Below are 14579 nucleotides of genomic sequence, written 5' to 3' on the forward strand. Positions count from 1 at the left end.
ATTATCGCGATTCCATGCATTGGACGGATGAGCGGGGCCCTCCTTAGGTTCGAGGCATGTCTTCCGTCAGTACCAGGGCGTCCACCCGCGTGGACGCCGGCCCGTCCGTCACTCCCCCTCCCTCCAGCGCTCCCTCCACCGCTCCCTCCGCCCCGGCCTCCCCGGGCGGCCCCGACTCCCGGATGGCCCCCGGCGGCCCCGGTTACCGGCGGATGAGCCTCGCCCTCTTCCTGGCGGGTGTCGCGACCTTCGCGCTGCTGTACTCCACCCAGGCCCTGCTGCCGCTGATCTCCGGGGACCTCGGGGTGAGCGCGGGCGACGCGAGCTGGACGGTGGCGGCGGCCACCGGCGGTCTGGCGCTGTTCGTCCTGCCGATGAGCGCGCTGTCGGAACGCTACGGACGCCGTACGGTCATGACGGCCTCCCTGGCCGTCGCGGTGACCGTCGGACTGCTGGTCCCCTTCGCCCCGTCGCTGGGCGCCCTGGTGGCGCTGCGGGCGCTCCAGGGGGCGGCCCTGGCCGGGGTGCCCGCGTCGGCGACCGCGTATCTCGCGGAGGAGGTCAGGCCCAGGGCCCTGGTGACCGCGATCGGACTGTTCGTCGCGGGCAACAGCGTCGGCGGGATGAGCGGCCGGGTCGTCACCGGATGGGTGGCGCAGGAGTGGGGCTGGCGGGTCGCCGTCGGCGTGGTCGGGGTGCTCGCGGTGGCGTGCGCGGTGGCGTTCCGGCTGCTGCTGCCGGCGCCGAGGCACTTCCGGCCGGGTTCGCTGCGCCCGCGCGTGCTGGCCGGCGCGGTCCGGAACCACCTCGCCAACCCGCTGCTGCGGCGCCTGTACGCGATCGGCGCGCTGTTCATGACGGTGTTCGGCGGGGTCTACACCGTGATCGGCTACCGCCTGAGCGAGGCGCCCTTCTCGCTCCCCCAGGGCGTCGTCGGCTCGATCTTCCTGGTCTACCTGGTCGGCACGGTGTCGGCGTCGGCGGCGGGGCCGCTGGTGAGCCGGCTGGGCCGCCGGGGCGCGCTGTACGCGGCGGGCGGGACCACCACGGCGGGCCTGCTGCTGTCCCTGGCCGGCTCGCTGTCCCTGATCCTGCTGGGCCTGGTGCTGATCACCGGAGGCTTCTTCGCGGGTCACGCGGTCGCGTCCTCGGCGGTCGGCCGGACGGCCACCGAGGGCCGCGCCCAGGCGTCGGCGCTGTACCAGTCCGCCTACTACGTCGGCTCCAGCGTGGGCAGCACGGTCGGCGCGCTCGCCTTCCACTCGGAGGGCTGGGCCGGAACGGTGGGGGTCGGCCTGGTGGCGGTGGCCGGCGTCGTGACCATCACGGTGCTGGGCACCCGGGCGGCCCGGGTGGAGCAGCGGCGGCTCGCCCTCGCGTGAGGCCGCGCACGCCCGGTCCGGTGGGCGGAGGATGTCGTTCCGCCCGCTGAACCCACCTCTTCGACCTGCGCGTTCGTCCACTCGGAGGGCCGTTGTCAGTGGGCTGCGGTAGCTTCCGAAGTGCCGGGTGCGAAGGCGCACCGCGGACAGGCCACAGGGGTGGGTGGACGATGACGAACGGCACGGCGACGACGACCGGTCTCGACGCCAGGCTCGAGGCGCACCGCGTCGAGCTGACCGGGTACTGCTACCGGATGCTCGGTTCCTCCTTCGAGGCGGAGGACGCGGTGCAGGACACGATGGTCCGTGCCTGGCGCGGCTTCGAGAAGTTCGAGGGCCGTTCCAGCCTGCGCTCCTGGCTGTACCGCATCGCGACCAACGTCTGCCTGGACATGCTGACGGCGGGCAGCAAGCGCGCCCGGCCGATGGACCTGACGGAGTCGACCCCGCTGGCGCGGGCGGCCCTCTCGCCGCGGCCGGACCACACCTGGCTGGAGCCGATGCCGGACTCCCGGGTGCTGCCCACCGTCGAGGACCCGGCGGAGGCGGCGGTCGCCAAGGAGTCCGTGCGGCTCGCCTTCATGGCCGCGCTCCAGCAGCTGCCGCCCAGGCAGCGGGTGGTGCTGCTGCTGCGGGAGGTGCTGGCCTGGCGGGCGAGCGAGGTGGCGGAGCTGCTCGACACCTCGGTGGCGTCCGTCAACAGCGCGTTGCAGCGGGCCCGGGCGACGCTCGCGGAGCGGCGGCAGCCGGGCGCCGACGCGTCCGTCTCCGACCCGCTGGACGAGGAGCAGCAGAAGCTCCTGGAGCGCTATGTGGCGGCGTTCGAGGGGTACGACATGACGGCGCTGACGGCGTTGCTGCACGAGGACGCCATCATGACGATGCCGCCGTTCGACCTGTGGCTGACCGGCACCGCCGACATCACGGGCTTCATGACGACGCTGGGCGCCTCCTGCGCGAACTCGCGGCTGCTGCCCCTCCGGGCCAACGGCCTGCCCGGGTTCGCCCACTACAAGCCGGACCCGGAGGCGGGCGGTTTCACGCCGTGGGCGGTCCAGGTGCTGGAGATCTCAGACGGCCGGATCACCGGGTTCCACTGCTTCCTCGACACCGGGCGCTGGTTCCCGCTGTTCGGGCTGCCCCTCCACCTCGAAGCGGAGGCCGACCAGGTCGAGCAGGGAGCATAGGGCGGGGTCGGGGTCGCGCAGCCGTATCCGCCCCCCGGTCCGGCGGGCCAGCAGCTGGAGACGGGCGAGCAGGTCCACGGCGGCGAGCCCCGGCGGCCCCAGCCCTCCCACGTCACAGACGACGATCCCGTCGCCCTGACCGCCTCCGCCGCCGTCGCCGCCGTCCAGTAGCGCCCGCAGCGCATCGCTCGGCCCGCTCACCCCGTCCCGGGTGACGGGGCCGCGCAGCACGATCACGGGCGGTGTCCTGTCGTCCACGAGCGGTAGACCGGGCACGGGCGCGTAATTCATCGCGGCGTCCCGCCTGCGTGCGGGCACCGCCCCACCTGCAGGCGGACACCATGAAGATCATATTGACCCGGGCATGACCTTCCCGCGAGGGTTGGGTGTATGCGCCACAGACCCTCTCCCTCCGCGACCTCCGGTGTTCGCCGCCCCGGCGAGGAGCCGCCGTGCAGGGGGTGCTGAGCGGTTTCGCGGTGATCGCGGTGGTCATCGGCGTCGGCTATGTGATCGGCCGCCGGGGGTATCTGGGCCGGCAGGCCCACGAGGTGCTGACGAAGCTCGCCTTCCACGTGGCCTCACCGGCCCTGCTGTTCACCCTTCTCGCCGAGGCGGACCTGTCGGTGGTCTTCTCCGGCCGACTGCTGGTCACCGCGCTGAGCACGGCCGCGGTGGCAGGCGTCTTCGTCGCGGTGGGCGTGGTACGCCGCTGGGGCGTGGGCCGCACCACCATCGGCGCCCTGTGCTCCAGCTACGTCAACTCCGGCAACCTCGGCATCCCGATCGCCGTGTACGTCCTCGGCGACGCCTCGCTGGTGGCGCCGGTGCTGCTGTTCCAGCTCGTGATGGTCACCCCGGTCGCGCTGACGGTCCTGGACCTGGCGACCGCCGGGGAGAAGCTGCCGCTGTGGCAGCGGCTGCTCACCCCGCTGCGGAACCCGGTCGCGCTGGGCTCACTGGCGGGGGTGGCGGTGTCGGCGTCCGGACTGGAGATCCCCGGCCCGGTCATGGAACCGGTGACGCTGATCGGCAACATGGCGGTGCCGGCGGTCCTGCTCGCGTTCGGCATCTCGCTGCGCGGCAGCGCCCTGCCCCTGCGGGGCGGTGAGCGCGGTGCGGTGCTGCTCGCCGTGGCGCTGAAGTCGGTGGGCCAGCCGGTGGTCGCCTGGGCGCTGGCGGCGGGGGTCTTCGGGTTGCGCGGGGCGCAGCTGCTCGACGTGGTGGTGACCTCGGCACTGCCGGCCGCGCAGAACATCTTCACGTACGCGAGCAGCTACCGCGTCGGCGAGACCCTGGCCCGGGAGGCGATCCTGGTGTCGACCCTGCTCTCGGTACCGGTATTGGTGGTGACGGCGACCCTCCTGGGGTGACTCAGGTCTCGGGGAACTCGCTGGTGTCGATGACGAGGTCGAACGGAGCGGGGAGCTTGATGGGCTCGCCGAACTTCACGAAGTCCAGCGGACGGTAGACATCACCCTGTGGTTCGCCGAAGAGCGTCACGGTCGGGCCGTCGGGAGCCCAGCGGTCGACGAGGAGGTACAGCGGGATGCCCGCTGTGGCATAGGCGGCGGGCTTACTGACGCGGTCGTGGCGCGCGTTGGACTTGGAGGTCACCTCGACGACGAGCTCGGCGAGGGCAGCGGGAATGTGGGTGTCCGACTCCGAGTCCGGTCGCCTCGGGGCCACCACGAGATCCGGGATGAGCATGCCCAGACGCGAAGGCACGGCGATCGCCAGTGTCTGGAAGATTCCCCAGTCCTCGGGGATCACGGAATAGAGGCGACGCTGGATTCCTTCCGCGATCAGGTTGTGGCGGTACGCGGGAGCAGGTGACACGGTGACGATCCCCTCGATGATCTCCACCTTGCTGCCCTCGGGCCATTCCATCTCCTCCCAGAACCGGACGAGGTCGTCCCAGCTCTGTTCGGGGTCCTGGCTCACGGTGAGTGCGCTCATGGCGGTCTCCAATCGGTGCGTCACCGACTACAGCATGCCGAACGGGGCCGGTGGTGGTCCACCGGCCCCGTTCGCCCAGAAGAGGGAACCGCAGGTCAGGCGATGCGTTCCCGGACCACCGGGGTGGCCGTGAAGGGGGTGCCGGGGGACGCGATGTCGTAGGAGTCCGTCACCGCGTCGAGGGCGTAGGCGAAGCGGTCCGGGGTGTCGGTGTGGAAGGTGAGGAGGGGCTGGCCCTCGGTGACCGTGTCGCCGGGCTTGGCGTGCAGTTCGACGCCGGCGCCCGCCTGCACCGGGTCCTCCTTGCGGGCGCGGCCCGCGCCGAGGCGCCAGGCGGCGACGCCGATGTCGTAGGCGTCCAGGCGGGTGAGGACGCCGGAGGCGGTCGCCGTCACCACGTGCTGTTCGCGCGCCGTCGGCAGGGGCGCGTCCGGGTCGCCGCCCTGGGCGGCGATCATGCGGCGCCAGACGTCCATCGCGGAGCCGTCGGCCAGGGCCTTCGCCGGGTCGGCGTCCTTGAGGCCGGCCGCGTCGAGCATCTCGCGGGCCAGGGCGAGGGTGAGTTCGACGACGTCGGCGGGGCCGCCGCCCGCCAGGACCTCCACCGACTCGCGGACCTCCAGGGCGTTGCCCGCGGTCAGGCCGAGCGGGGTCGACATGTCGGTGAGCAGGGCGACGGTCTTCACGCCGTGGTCGGTGCCGAGGCCGACCATCGTGGACGCCAGTTCGCGGGCGTCCTCCAGGGTCTTCATGAAGGCGCCGCTGCCCGCCTTCACGTCCAGGACCAGTGCGCCCGTGCCCTCGGCGATCTTCTTCGACATGATCGAGGAGGCGATCAGCGGGATCGCCTCGACGGTGCCGGTCACGTCGCGCAGGGCGTAGAGCTTCTTGTCGGCGGGGGCCAGTCCGTCGCCGGCCGCGCAGATGACGGCGCCCACGCCGTCCAGCACGGACAGCATCTCCTCGTTGGACAGCAGCGCGCGCCAGCCCGGGATCGCCTCCAGCTTGTCCAGGGTGCCGCCGGTGTGGCCGAGGCCCCTGCCGGAGAGCTGGGGGACGGCCGCACCGCAGGCCGCGACCAGCGGGGCCAGCGGCAGGGTGATCTTGTCGCCGACGCCGCCGGTGGAGTGCTTGTCGGTGGTGGGGCGGGACAGCGAGGAGAAGTCCATGCGCTCGCCGGAGGCGATCATCGCGGCCGTCCAGCGGGCGATCTCGGTCCGGTTCATGCCGTTGAGCAGGATCGCCATCGCGAGGGCCGACATCTGCTCGTCGGCCACCTCCCCGCGGGTGTACGCGTCGACGACCCAGTCGATCTGCTCGTCGCTGAGTTCGCCGCGGTCCCGCTTGGTGCGGATGACGGAGATGACGTCCATGGCCATGGCTGGCATTCCTTCCGGAGTGCGGAGAGTACGGCGCGGCCCCTCCGGCCGACGGTGGTGGCAGTCGACCGGAGGGGCCGCAGGGGGTTACTTGGCGAGGTGCTGCGGGCCGAAGGCCTGGGGCAGCATCCCGGACAGCGGCAGGACGCCCGCCGGGGTCTCCAGGAGCAGCTCGGGGCCGCCGAACTCGTACAGCAGTTGCCGGCACCGGCCGCACGGGACGAGGATCTCGCCGCCGCCGTCCACGCAGGTGAAGTGCGTGAGCCGGCCGCCCCCGGTGCGGTGCAGCTCCGAGACCAGCCCGCACTCGGCGCACAGGCCGAGCCCGTAGCTGGCGTTCTCGACGTTGCAGCCGGAGACCGTGCGTCCGTCGTCGACCAGGGCGGCGGCACCGACCGGGTAGCCCGAGTAGGGGACGTACGCGTGGGCCATGGCCTCGCGCGCGACCGCGCGCAGGGCCTCCCAGTCGACGTCGGCCGTGGTGGCCCCGGGCGGGGTCATCCGCCTTGCCCCTTCCGGTAGGGCAGCCCGTCCGCCTTCGGCATGCGCAGCCGCTGTGCGGACAGGGCGAGCACCACCAGGGTGATGACGTACGGCGTGGCGGAGACGACCTGGTTGGGGACCTCGTTGGTGCCGGCGTACCAGGCGTAGACGAGGGCGCCGACGACCAGGGTGACGAGCGCGTGCGCGTACTTCTTGCGGACCACCAGCCAGATCGCGCCGATGACCAGCAGCAGCGCGCCGAGCAACAGCAGCGCGTGCACGTTGGCGGAGCCGCCGCGCAGGTTGAGGCTGTCGGTGTAGCCGAAGAGGCCGGCGCCGATGGCGAGGCCGCCCGGCATCCAGTTGCCGAAGATCATCGCGGCGAGGCCGATGTAGCCGCGCCCGCTGACCTGGCCCTCCAGGTAGAAGGGGTTGGCGACGATGGACAGGAAGACACCGCCGAGGCCGGCCAGGGCACCGGAGATGATCACGGCGATGTACTTGTACTTGTAGACGTTGACGCCGAGGGACTCGGCGGCCACCGGGTTCTCGCCGCAGGAACGCAGTCGCAGGCCGAAGGCGGTGCGCCAGAGGATCCACCAGGTCGCGGGGACCAGCGCGAGGGCGACGAGGGTCAGCCAGGAGACGTTGGTGACCAGTCCGCCGAGCAGGCCGGCGATGTCGGAGACGAAGAACCAGCCCTTCTCGTTGAGGTCGCGCAGTCCGTCGGAGAGCCCCGGCACGGTGAAGTGGCCGAGCGACTCGATCGCCGGGGACTGCTTGGCGGAGCCGCCCTGGTGGCCCTCGAAGGCCAGCGGGGCGAGGTAGCGGGTGGCGCCGAGGGCGAGGATGTTGATGGCCACACCGGAGACGATGTGGTTGACGTTGAAGGTGACGGTGACGAAGGCGTGCAGCAGACCGCCGAGGGCGCCGCCGATGAGGCCGACGAGGACGCCGGTCCACGGGCCCCACTGGAAGCCGGCCCAGGCGCCGAACCAGGTGCCGAGGATCATCATGCCCTCGAGACCGATGTTGACGACGCCCGCGCGCTCGGCCCACAGACCGCCGAGTCCGGCGAGGCCGATGGGCACGGCCAGCTGGAGGGCGGTGGACATCTGGCTGACGTTGGTGATGCCGTCCGCGCCGGTGATGATGCGGACGATCGAGACCAGGGCCAGGGCGCCGGCGATGACCAGCAGCAGCACGGGCCACGACATGCGGCGGCCGGTGGGTGCCGCGGGCTGCAGCGAGGGCTGGTTGACGTCGGTCGCTGTGGTCGGAGCGGTCATCGGCCGGCCACCTCCTTCGTGGAGTTGTTGTCGGCGCCGAGGACGAGACCCGCGGCGAGTTCCGCGCCGACCCGGCGCTGCTGGCGGCGCAGGCCCCACTCGCGGACGGCCTCGTAGGAGACGACGACCGAGAGCACGATCAGGCCCTGCATGATGACCGCGATCTCCTTGTCGTAGCCGTGGAAGTCCAGCTCGGGCGAGGCCTTGTCGAGCCAGGCCCACAGCAGGGCGGCGAAGGCGATGCCGACCGGGCTGTTGCGGCCGAGCAGGGCGATGCCGATGCCGAGGAAGCCGATGCCGGTCGGGAAGTTCAGGCTGTAGGTGTGGGTGTCGCCGAGCAGGATGGGCAGGCCCGCGAGGCCCGCGAGACCGCCGGAGATCAGCATGGCGCTGAGCACCATGCGCTTGGGGTTGACCCCGCTGGCCGCGGCGGCGGTCTGCGAGGCGCCGGAGGCGCGCAGGTCGAAGCCGAAGCGGGTGCGGTTGAGGACGACCCAGTAGCCGATGCCGAGGAGCGCGGCGAGGACGACCAGGCCGTAGATCTCGCCGGCCTCGCCCATGTCGATGCCGGGGACCCAGCCGGACTCGTGCATCACGCCGGTGGTGTTGTTGTTGCCGACCTTGACGCCGAAGACGGTCGGCAGCCACAGGTAGCCGATCACCGAGGTCGCGATCGCGTTGAGCATGATCGTGGCGACGACCTCGCTGACCCCGCGGGTGACCTTGAGGACACCGGCGATGCCGGACCAGAAGGCGCCGGTGAGCACGGCGGTGAGCAGCAGCAGCGGGATCTGCAGGGCGGCCGGCAGGTTGGCGTGGGCGCCGACGATGGCGGCCATCATGGCGGCGAGCTGGTACTGGCCGTCGACACCGATGTTGAAGAGGTTCATCCGGAAGCCGATGGCCACCGCGAGGGCCGCGATGTAGTACATCGAGGCCTGGTTGATGATCAGGACCTGGATGTCGGAGAACATCGCCTGTTCGAACATCAGGGCGAACGGCTCGACCGGGCTCTTGCCCGAGGCGAGCAGCACGATCGCGCTGAGCACGAAGGCCACGGCGAGCGCGATGACCGGGCCGGCCACCGCGAGGAGCACGCGCTCCTTGTCGAACTTCTTCATCAGCGGGCCTCGTCTTCCGGAGACCGGGGGGCGTCGGCCCGGGTCTCGGGGGTCTCTTCGTGTTCGAGGTGTCCGGTGGCCGCACCCGTCATGGCGGTGCCGAGCTCCTCCGGGGTGATGGTCGTGGGGTCGGCGTCCGCGACCAGCCTGCCGTCGTAGATCACCCGGAGGGTGTCGGACAGACCGATCAGCTCGTCCAGGTCGGCGGAGATCAGGAGAACGGCGAGGCCCTCGCGGCGTGCTTCCCGGATGTGGTCCCAGATCGCGGCCTGCGCGCCGACGTCCACACCGCGGGTGGGGTGGGAGGCGATCAGGAAGCGGGGCCGGTGGCTCATCTCCCGGCCGATGATCAGCTTCTGCTGGTTGCCGCCGGAGAGGGAGGCGGCGGTGACGTCGATGCCGGGGGTGCGCACGTCGTACTTCCTGACGATGCGGCGGGTGTCCTTCTGGGCGGCCTTCAGGTCCAGCCAGACGCCCTTGGCGTTGGGCTTCTCCGTGACGTGGCCGAGGATACGGTTCTCCCAGAGGGGGGACTCGAGCAGCAGTCCGTGGCGGTGCCGGTCCTCGGGGATGTAGCCGATGCCCTCTTCGCGCCGCCGGCGGGTGGGCCAGGCGGTGATCTCCTCGTCGGCCAGCCGGATGACACCGGAGTCGGTGGTCCGCAGGCCGATGAGCGCGTCGACCAGTTCGGTCTGGCCGTTGCCCTCGACGCCGGCGATGCCGAGGATCTCGCCCTCGTGGATGGTGAAGCTGATGTCGTCGAGCAGGGCCTTGCCGCTGGGGGCCGCCAGGCGCAGCCTGTCGACGGTGAGCACCGGGCGGTCGGTGACCGTGGACTCGGCGGTCTGCGGCGTGGGCAGTTCGCTGCCGACCATCATCTCGGCGAGCTCGCGCGGGGTGGTCTCGGCGGGCACGGCGGTGCCGACGGTGGTGCCGCGGCGGATGACGGTGATGTCGTCGGCCACGGAGAGAACTTCGCCCAGCTTGTGGGAGATGAAGATGACCGACAGGCCCTCCGCCTTGAGCTCGCGCAGGTTGTCGAAGAGCGCGTCGACCTCCTGCGGGACCAGGACGGCGGTGGGCTCGTCGAGGATCAGCGTGGTGGCGCCGCGGTAGAGGACCTTGAGGATCTCCACGCGCTGGCGGGCGGCGACACCGAGCTCCTCGACCAGCAGGTCGGGGCGCACGCCGAGGCCGTAGCGGTCGGAGATCTCCTTGATCCTGCGCCGGGCCTTCGCGCCGATGCCGTACAGCTTCTCGCTGCCGAGCACCACGTTCTCCAGGACCGTGAGGTTGTCGGCGAGCATGAAGTGCTGGTGGACCATGCCGATGCCGCGGACGATGGCGTCGGCCGGCGAGGAGAAGGCGACCTGCTCGCCGTGGATCGCGATGGTGCCCTCGTCCGGCTTCTGCATGCCGTAGAGGATCTTCATCAGCGTCGACTTGCCGGCCCCGTTCTCACCGACGAGGGCGTGCACGGTGCCTTTGCGGACCGTGAGGTGGATGTCGTGGTTGGCCACGACGCCCGGGAAACGCTTCGTGATCCCGGTGAGCTCGACGGCGGTCACCGATTCGTTGACCGCAGCGGCCGGGGGGCTGCTGGACGCGTTGATGGCGCACTCCTGGGGACGGGGGTCGTCTACGCGCGTAGCGCCCCGACGGCATCAAAAGGGGCGGCGCACCGAACAGACAGGGTGCGGGGAGCTTACTCCCCGCACCCCGTCGAGCGGTCGCAGCCCCAGGGGTTACACGTTGCTCAGGACTTGCGGGCTCAGCTCGACTTGACCTTGATCTTGCCGCTGATGATGTCCTTCTTGGCCGTCTCGATGACGTCCTGGAGCTTGGCGTTGTCCGCGAACTTCGGGTTCGAGTTCGACAGGCTCACCTCGCCCGACTTCAGATCGCCCGTGAGGACACCGGTCCGGGGGCTGCGGTCCTCGACCGACTGCGCCAGCTTGTACACGGACTTGGCGACGTCCTTCATCGCCGAGGTGAGGATCCAGTCCTTGTACTTCGCCAGGGCTTCATGCTGGTACTGGTCGGAGTCCACACCGATCGCCCAGACCTTGTTGGCGGCGGCGGCCTGGATGACTCCCTGACCGGACAGACCGGCCGCCGCGTAGACGACGTCGGCCTTCTTCTCGATCTGGCCCTCGGCGGCGGCCTTGCCCTTGTCCGGGCTGGAGAAGCCACCCTCCTCGGCGGTCTGCGTGAGGAACTGCGAGATGACCTTGACGTCCGGGTTCGTGTCCTTGACGCCCTGCTCGAAGCCGGCCCGGAACTTGTGGATCAGCGGGATGTCCACACCGCCCACGAAGCCGACCGTCTTCGTCTTGGTGGTCTCGGCGGCGGCGACACCGGCGAGGTAGGAGGCCTCCTCCTCGGCGAAGACCAGGTCGGCCACGTTGTCGGCCTCGACGGTGGAGTCGTCGACGATGCCGAAGGTGGTGTCCGGGTACTTCTCCGCGGCCTGCTTCACCGCGGAGGAGTAGAGGTAGCCGATGCCGATGACGGGGTCGTAGCCCTGCTTGGCCAGCGAGGTCAGCCGCTGCACCTTGTCCGCGTCGGTCTCACCGTCGGTGGGCTCGACGTCGGTGGTCTTGTAGCCGAACTCCTTCTGCGCCTGCTGCAGGCCCGCGTACGCGGCGTCGTTGAAGGACTGGTCACCCCGGCCGCCGACGTCGTACGCGATGGCGATGCCCTTGTCGCCCTCGGAGTCCGACGAACCGGAGGAGGTCGAGGTACCGCCGCAGGCGGAGAGCGCGAGGGCCAGAGAGGCGGTCGCTGCGCCTGCGACCGTGATCCGGGAAAACCGGCGCATGTGGGGTGCTCCTTCGTACAAGCGCCGGAAGATTCGGCTACGGCGCTGCTCGCCGCAGATTAACGCGCGTAGACCTCCCAGGAAAACCCTTCTGTCCACCTTGTTATAGGCCCGTGGCCGATCCGCCCGCCCGCCATGCCGTTCCATTTCCGATCGCAAACAAGGGAAGGGGTGTGCGCGGCACGGGAGTTGACGCAGCCGGGCGGGCACCTGTTCAGGTGCCCGCCCGGTGCTCGACGCGACGGTCGACGTTCCCTTATTGCCGGCCGCTATCGTCGGCCGACCCTGATCACCCGGATCACCCGAGTTACTCAGATCACTCCGACTTGACCTTGATGGAGCCGTCGACGATGCCCTCCTTGGCCTTGGCCACGGCGTCCGTCAGGCCCTCGATCTCGGCCATCTTCGGGTTGCTCTCGGAGAGGCCGACGCCCTCCACCTTCAGGTCGAAGACCTGGGTGCCGGTCCGCGGCTTGCCGTCCTCGACGGACTTGGCGAGGGCGTACACCGAACCGCCGACCTCCTTGGTGGCGGAGGTGAGGATGAAGTCCTTGTACCCGGCGAGGGCTTCCTGCTTGTACTGGTCGGAGTCGACGCCGATCGCCCAGACCTTCGCCTTGGCGGCTGCCTCGATCACGCCCTGCCCGGAGAGACCGGCCGCCTGGTAGACGACGTCGGCCTTCTTCTCGATCTGGCCCTCGGCGGCGGCCTTGCCCTTGTCCGGGCTGGAGAAGCCACCCTCCTCAGCGGTCTGCGTGAGGAACTGCGAGATGACCTTGACCTTCGAGTCGGTGTCCTTGACACCCTGCTCGAAGCCGGCCCGGAACTTGTGGATCAGCGGGATGTCCACACCGCCCACGAAGCCGACCGTCTTCGTCTTGGTGGCCTTGGCGGCGGCGACACCGGCCAGGTAGGAGGCCTGCTCCTCGGCGAAGACCAGGGAGGCCACGTTCTCGCCCTCGACCACGGAGTCGACGATGCCGAAGGTGGTGTCGGGGTACTTCGCGGCCGCGGCCTCCATCGCCGCCGTGTAGGCGAAGCCGACGCCGATGACGGGGTCGTATCCCTGCTTGGCCAGCGAGGTCAGCCGCTGCTCCTTGTCGGCGTCGGTCTCGCCGTCCGTAGGCTCGATGTCGGCGGTCTTGTAGCCGAACTCCTTCTGCGCCTGCTTCAGGCCGGCGTACGCGGCGTCGTTGAAGGACTGGTCGCCCCGGCCGCCGATGTCGTAGGCGATGGCGAGGCCGAGGTCTTTCTTGGTGTCGCCGCTGTCGCCCTTGCTGCCACTGTCACTGCTGGTGCCGCCGCAGGCCGTGGCGGCGAGTGCGAGCGACGCGACGCCCACCGCGACGCGAGTCAGTCTGGATATCCGACGCATCTGAAGTTCCCCATTCCGCAAAGCCCCGCATCGGGTGCTCGGTCCGGCGCAGATTAACGCGCGTAGACACTCCTGGGAACGGGGGGTCGCGGGGCTGTTATCCATTCGTGCCGCCACCGTGGCACGCGCACCCCCGCGCCCCTCCCCCGTCGCACGCGCGGGGGAGAGCTCGAGTGGAGCACAAGGGGAACTCAAAGGGAACTCAAGTGGAAGAGAACCAGGGGCAGTTACCGCAGGGCGTCCAGCAGGGCGGCGGCGGTGAAGAGTTCGACTCCGACGGTGATGGCGTGCTCGTCGACGTCGAAGTCGCCCTGGTGCAGATCACGCACGGTGCGCTCGCCCGGAGGGCGGACCCCGAGACGGGCCATGGCACCGGGAACCCGCTCCAGGTACCAGGAGAAGTCCTCGCCGCCGAGACTCTGCTCGGTGCTCTCCACGGAGTCCGAGCCGCGCCGGGCGATCATGGCGTCCCGCAGGAGCTCGGTGACACCACCCTCGTTGACCACCGGCGGGACCCCGCGCACGTAGTTGATCTCCGACTTGGCACCGTGCAGGTTGGCCACCTCGTCGATCGCGGCGACCACGAGGTCGGGGGCCAGCAGCCAGGTGTTCAGGTCGAGGCAGCGCACGGTGCCGGAGAGTTCGGCGTGCTGCGGGATGACGTTGGGCGCGTGGCCCGACTCGATCCTGCCCCAGGTCACGGCGAGCCCGCTGCGGCTGTCGACCCGCCGGCCCACCAGGGCGGGCACGTCGGTGACGACCCGGGCGGCGGCGGTGACCAGGTCGGTGGTCAGATGCGGGCGGGCGGTGTGGCCGCCGGGGCCGTCCAGGGCGATCTCCAGACGGTCGCAGGCGGAGGTGATGGGGCCCTGGCGCAGCCCGATCCGCCCGGCGTCGACCCGGGGGTCGCAGTGCACGGCGATGATCCGCCCGACCCCGTCGAGCGCGCCGTCCACGATGGCCTCGGAGGCGCCGCCGGGCAGCACCTCCTCGGCGGGCTGGAAGATCAGCCGCACCGGCCGGGGCAGCAGGCCCTGGCGGTGCAGTTCGGCGAGGACCAGCCCGGCGCCCAGCACCACGGTGGTGTGCACGTCGTGGCCGCAGGCGTGCGCGCGGTCGGGCACGGTGGAGCGGTACGGGCACCCGGTCTTCATGTCGGGGATGGGCAGGCCGTCGATGTCGGCGCGCAGGGCGAGTATGCCCGTGTCCGTGCCGATGTCCGCGGGTGTGTCGATGTCCGCGGGTGCGTCGGCGGCGATGCCGGTGTCGTCCGTCACCCCGATGTCACAGATGATCCCGGTTCCGCTGGAGAGCACGCGGGGCGCGAGGCCGGCCCGCTCGAGCCGCTCCTTGATCGCCGCGGTGGTGCGGAACTCCTGGTTGCCCAGCTCGGGGTGCATGTGCAGGTCGCGCCGGAACGCGATGAGCTCGGTGCGCAGCATCTCAGGGAGGGCGCCCGGAAGCACCGCCCCTCCGGGCAGATCGACCTCGGACTCCAGTGACATCAGTTGCTTCACCCTTTGAAGGGTAGGACGCCGGGGCGGTCCGCTGCTCCCCGATCAAGAAAAATCAGCCCGTCAGGG

At 70.7% G+C, this 14579-nt stretch carries 13 protein-coding genes; 3 read left to right on the top strand and 10 right to left on the bottom strand.

What is annotated here, in order from left to right:
• Nucleotides 1-56: 56 nt before the first annotated feature.
• Together ACTWJ9_RS12145 and ACTWJ9_RS12150 are read left to right on the top strand one after the other, a co-directional pair.
• The gene (locus tag ACTWJ9_RS12145) at nt 57-1382 is read left to right on the top strand and encodes an MFS transporter (protein ID WP_279334280.1); all 1326 of its coding nucleotides are present in this window, start codon (nt 57-59) and stop codon (nt 1380-1382) included.
• 170 nt (nt 1383-1552) lie between these two features.
• Nucleotides 1553-2569, top strand: coding sequence for a sigma-70 family RNA polymerase sigma factor (locus ACTWJ9_RS12150; protein WP_387038184.1), 1017 nt, complete (start codon nt 1553-1555; stop codon nt 2567-2569).
• On the opposite strand, the gene ACTWJ9_RS12155 is transcribed toward ACTWJ9_RS12150, so the two are convergent.
• Nucleotides 2453-2860: an STAS domain-containing protein gene (locus ACTWJ9_RS12155; protein WP_388704845.1), complete on the bottom strand. Its 408-nt coding sequence runs from the start codon at nt 2858-2860 to the stop codon at nt 2453-2455. The genes ACTWJ9_RS12150 and ACTWJ9_RS12155 overlap by 117 nt on opposite strands.
• Before the next feature lie 161 nt (nt 2861-3021).
• Between ACTWJ9_RS12155 and ACTWJ9_RS12160 the strand changes: the two genes are divergently transcribed.
• Nucleotides 3022-3942, top strand: a complete 921-nt coding sequence (locus ACTWJ9_RS12160) for an AEC family transporter (RefSeq protein ID WP_443295698.1) — start codon at nt 3022-3024, stop codon at nt 3940-3942.
• Nucleotide 3943: 1 nt separating this feature from the next.
• Here the strand turns inward: ACTWJ9_RS12160 and ACTWJ9_RS12165 are convergent, their stop codons facing one another.
• From ACTWJ9_RS12165 to ACTWJ9_RS12205, 9 genes are all read right to left on the bottom strand, one after another.
• Nucleotides 3944-4528, bottom strand: a complete 585-nt coding sequence (locus ACTWJ9_RS12165) for a Uma2 family endonuclease (RefSeq protein WP_279334283.1) — start codon at nt 4526-4528, stop codon at nt 3944-3946.
• Nucleotides 4529-4623: 95 nt separating this feature from the next.
• Nucleotides 4624-5901, bottom strand: a complete 1278-nt coding sequence (locus tag ACTWJ9_RS12170) for a thymidine phosphorylase (protein ID WP_388704848.1) — start codon at nt 5899-5901, stop codon at nt 4624-4626.
• Between the two features lie 93 nt (nt 5902-5994).
• A complete protein-coding gene (locus ACTWJ9_RS12175; protein ID WP_279334284.1) occupies nt 5995-6408 on the bottom strand; it encodes a cytidine deaminase in 414 nt (137 codons plus the stop codon).
• Entirely contained in the window at nt 6405-7679 is a 1275-nt protein-coding gene (locus ACTWJ9_RS12180; protein WP_279334285.1) for an ABC transporter permease, read from the bottom strand. The genes ACTWJ9_RS12175 and ACTWJ9_RS12180 overlap by 4 nt, the downstream gene beginning before the upstream one ends.
• Nucleotides 7676-8800: an ABC transporter permease gene (locus ACTWJ9_RS12185; protein WP_279334286.1), complete on the bottom strand. Its 1125-nt coding sequence runs from the start codon at nt 8798-8800 to the stop codon at nt 7676-7678. The genes ACTWJ9_RS12180 and ACTWJ9_RS12185 overlap by 4 nt, the downstream gene beginning before the upstream one ends.
• Nucleotides 8800-10368 (bottom strand): ABC transporter ATP-binding protein, encoded by a 1569-nt coding sequence (locus ACTWJ9_RS12190; protein WP_387038177.1) that lies wholly within the window; start codon nt 10366-10368, stop codon nt 8800-8802. Before ACTWJ9_RS12190 ends, ACTWJ9_RS12185 begins: the two co-directional genes overlap by 1 nt.
• A 203-nt stretch (nt 10369-10571) precedes the next feature.
• Nucleotides 10572-11621 (bottom strand): BMP family lipoprotein, encoded by a 1050-nt coding sequence (locus ACTWJ9_RS12195; RefSeq protein ID WP_443295699.1) that lies wholly within the window; start codon nt 11619-11621, stop codon nt 10572-10574.
• 316 nt (nt 11622-11937) lie between these two features.
• Nucleotides 11938-12996 carry a BMP family lipoprotein gene (locus ACTWJ9_RS12200; protein WP_443295701.1) on the bottom strand — a complete coding sequence of 353 codons (1059 nt, stop codon included), beginning with the start codon at nt 12994-12996 and terminating at the stop codon, nt 11938-11940.
• A 227-nt stretch (nt 12997-13223) separates the two neighbouring features.
• A complete protein-coding gene (locus tag ACTWJ9_RS12205; RefSeq protein WP_279337947.1) occupies nt 13224-14501 on the bottom strand; it encodes an amidohydrolase in 1278 nt (425 codons plus the stop codon).
• Between the last annotated feature and the right edge of the window lie 78 nt (nt 14502-14579).

The sequence above is a fragment of the Streptomyces sp. GDS52 genome, from assembly GCF_052246875.1.
GTDB classification, from domain to species: Bacteria; Actinomycetota; Actinomycetes; order Streptomycetales; family Streptomycetaceae; genus Streptomyces; species Streptomyces cathayae.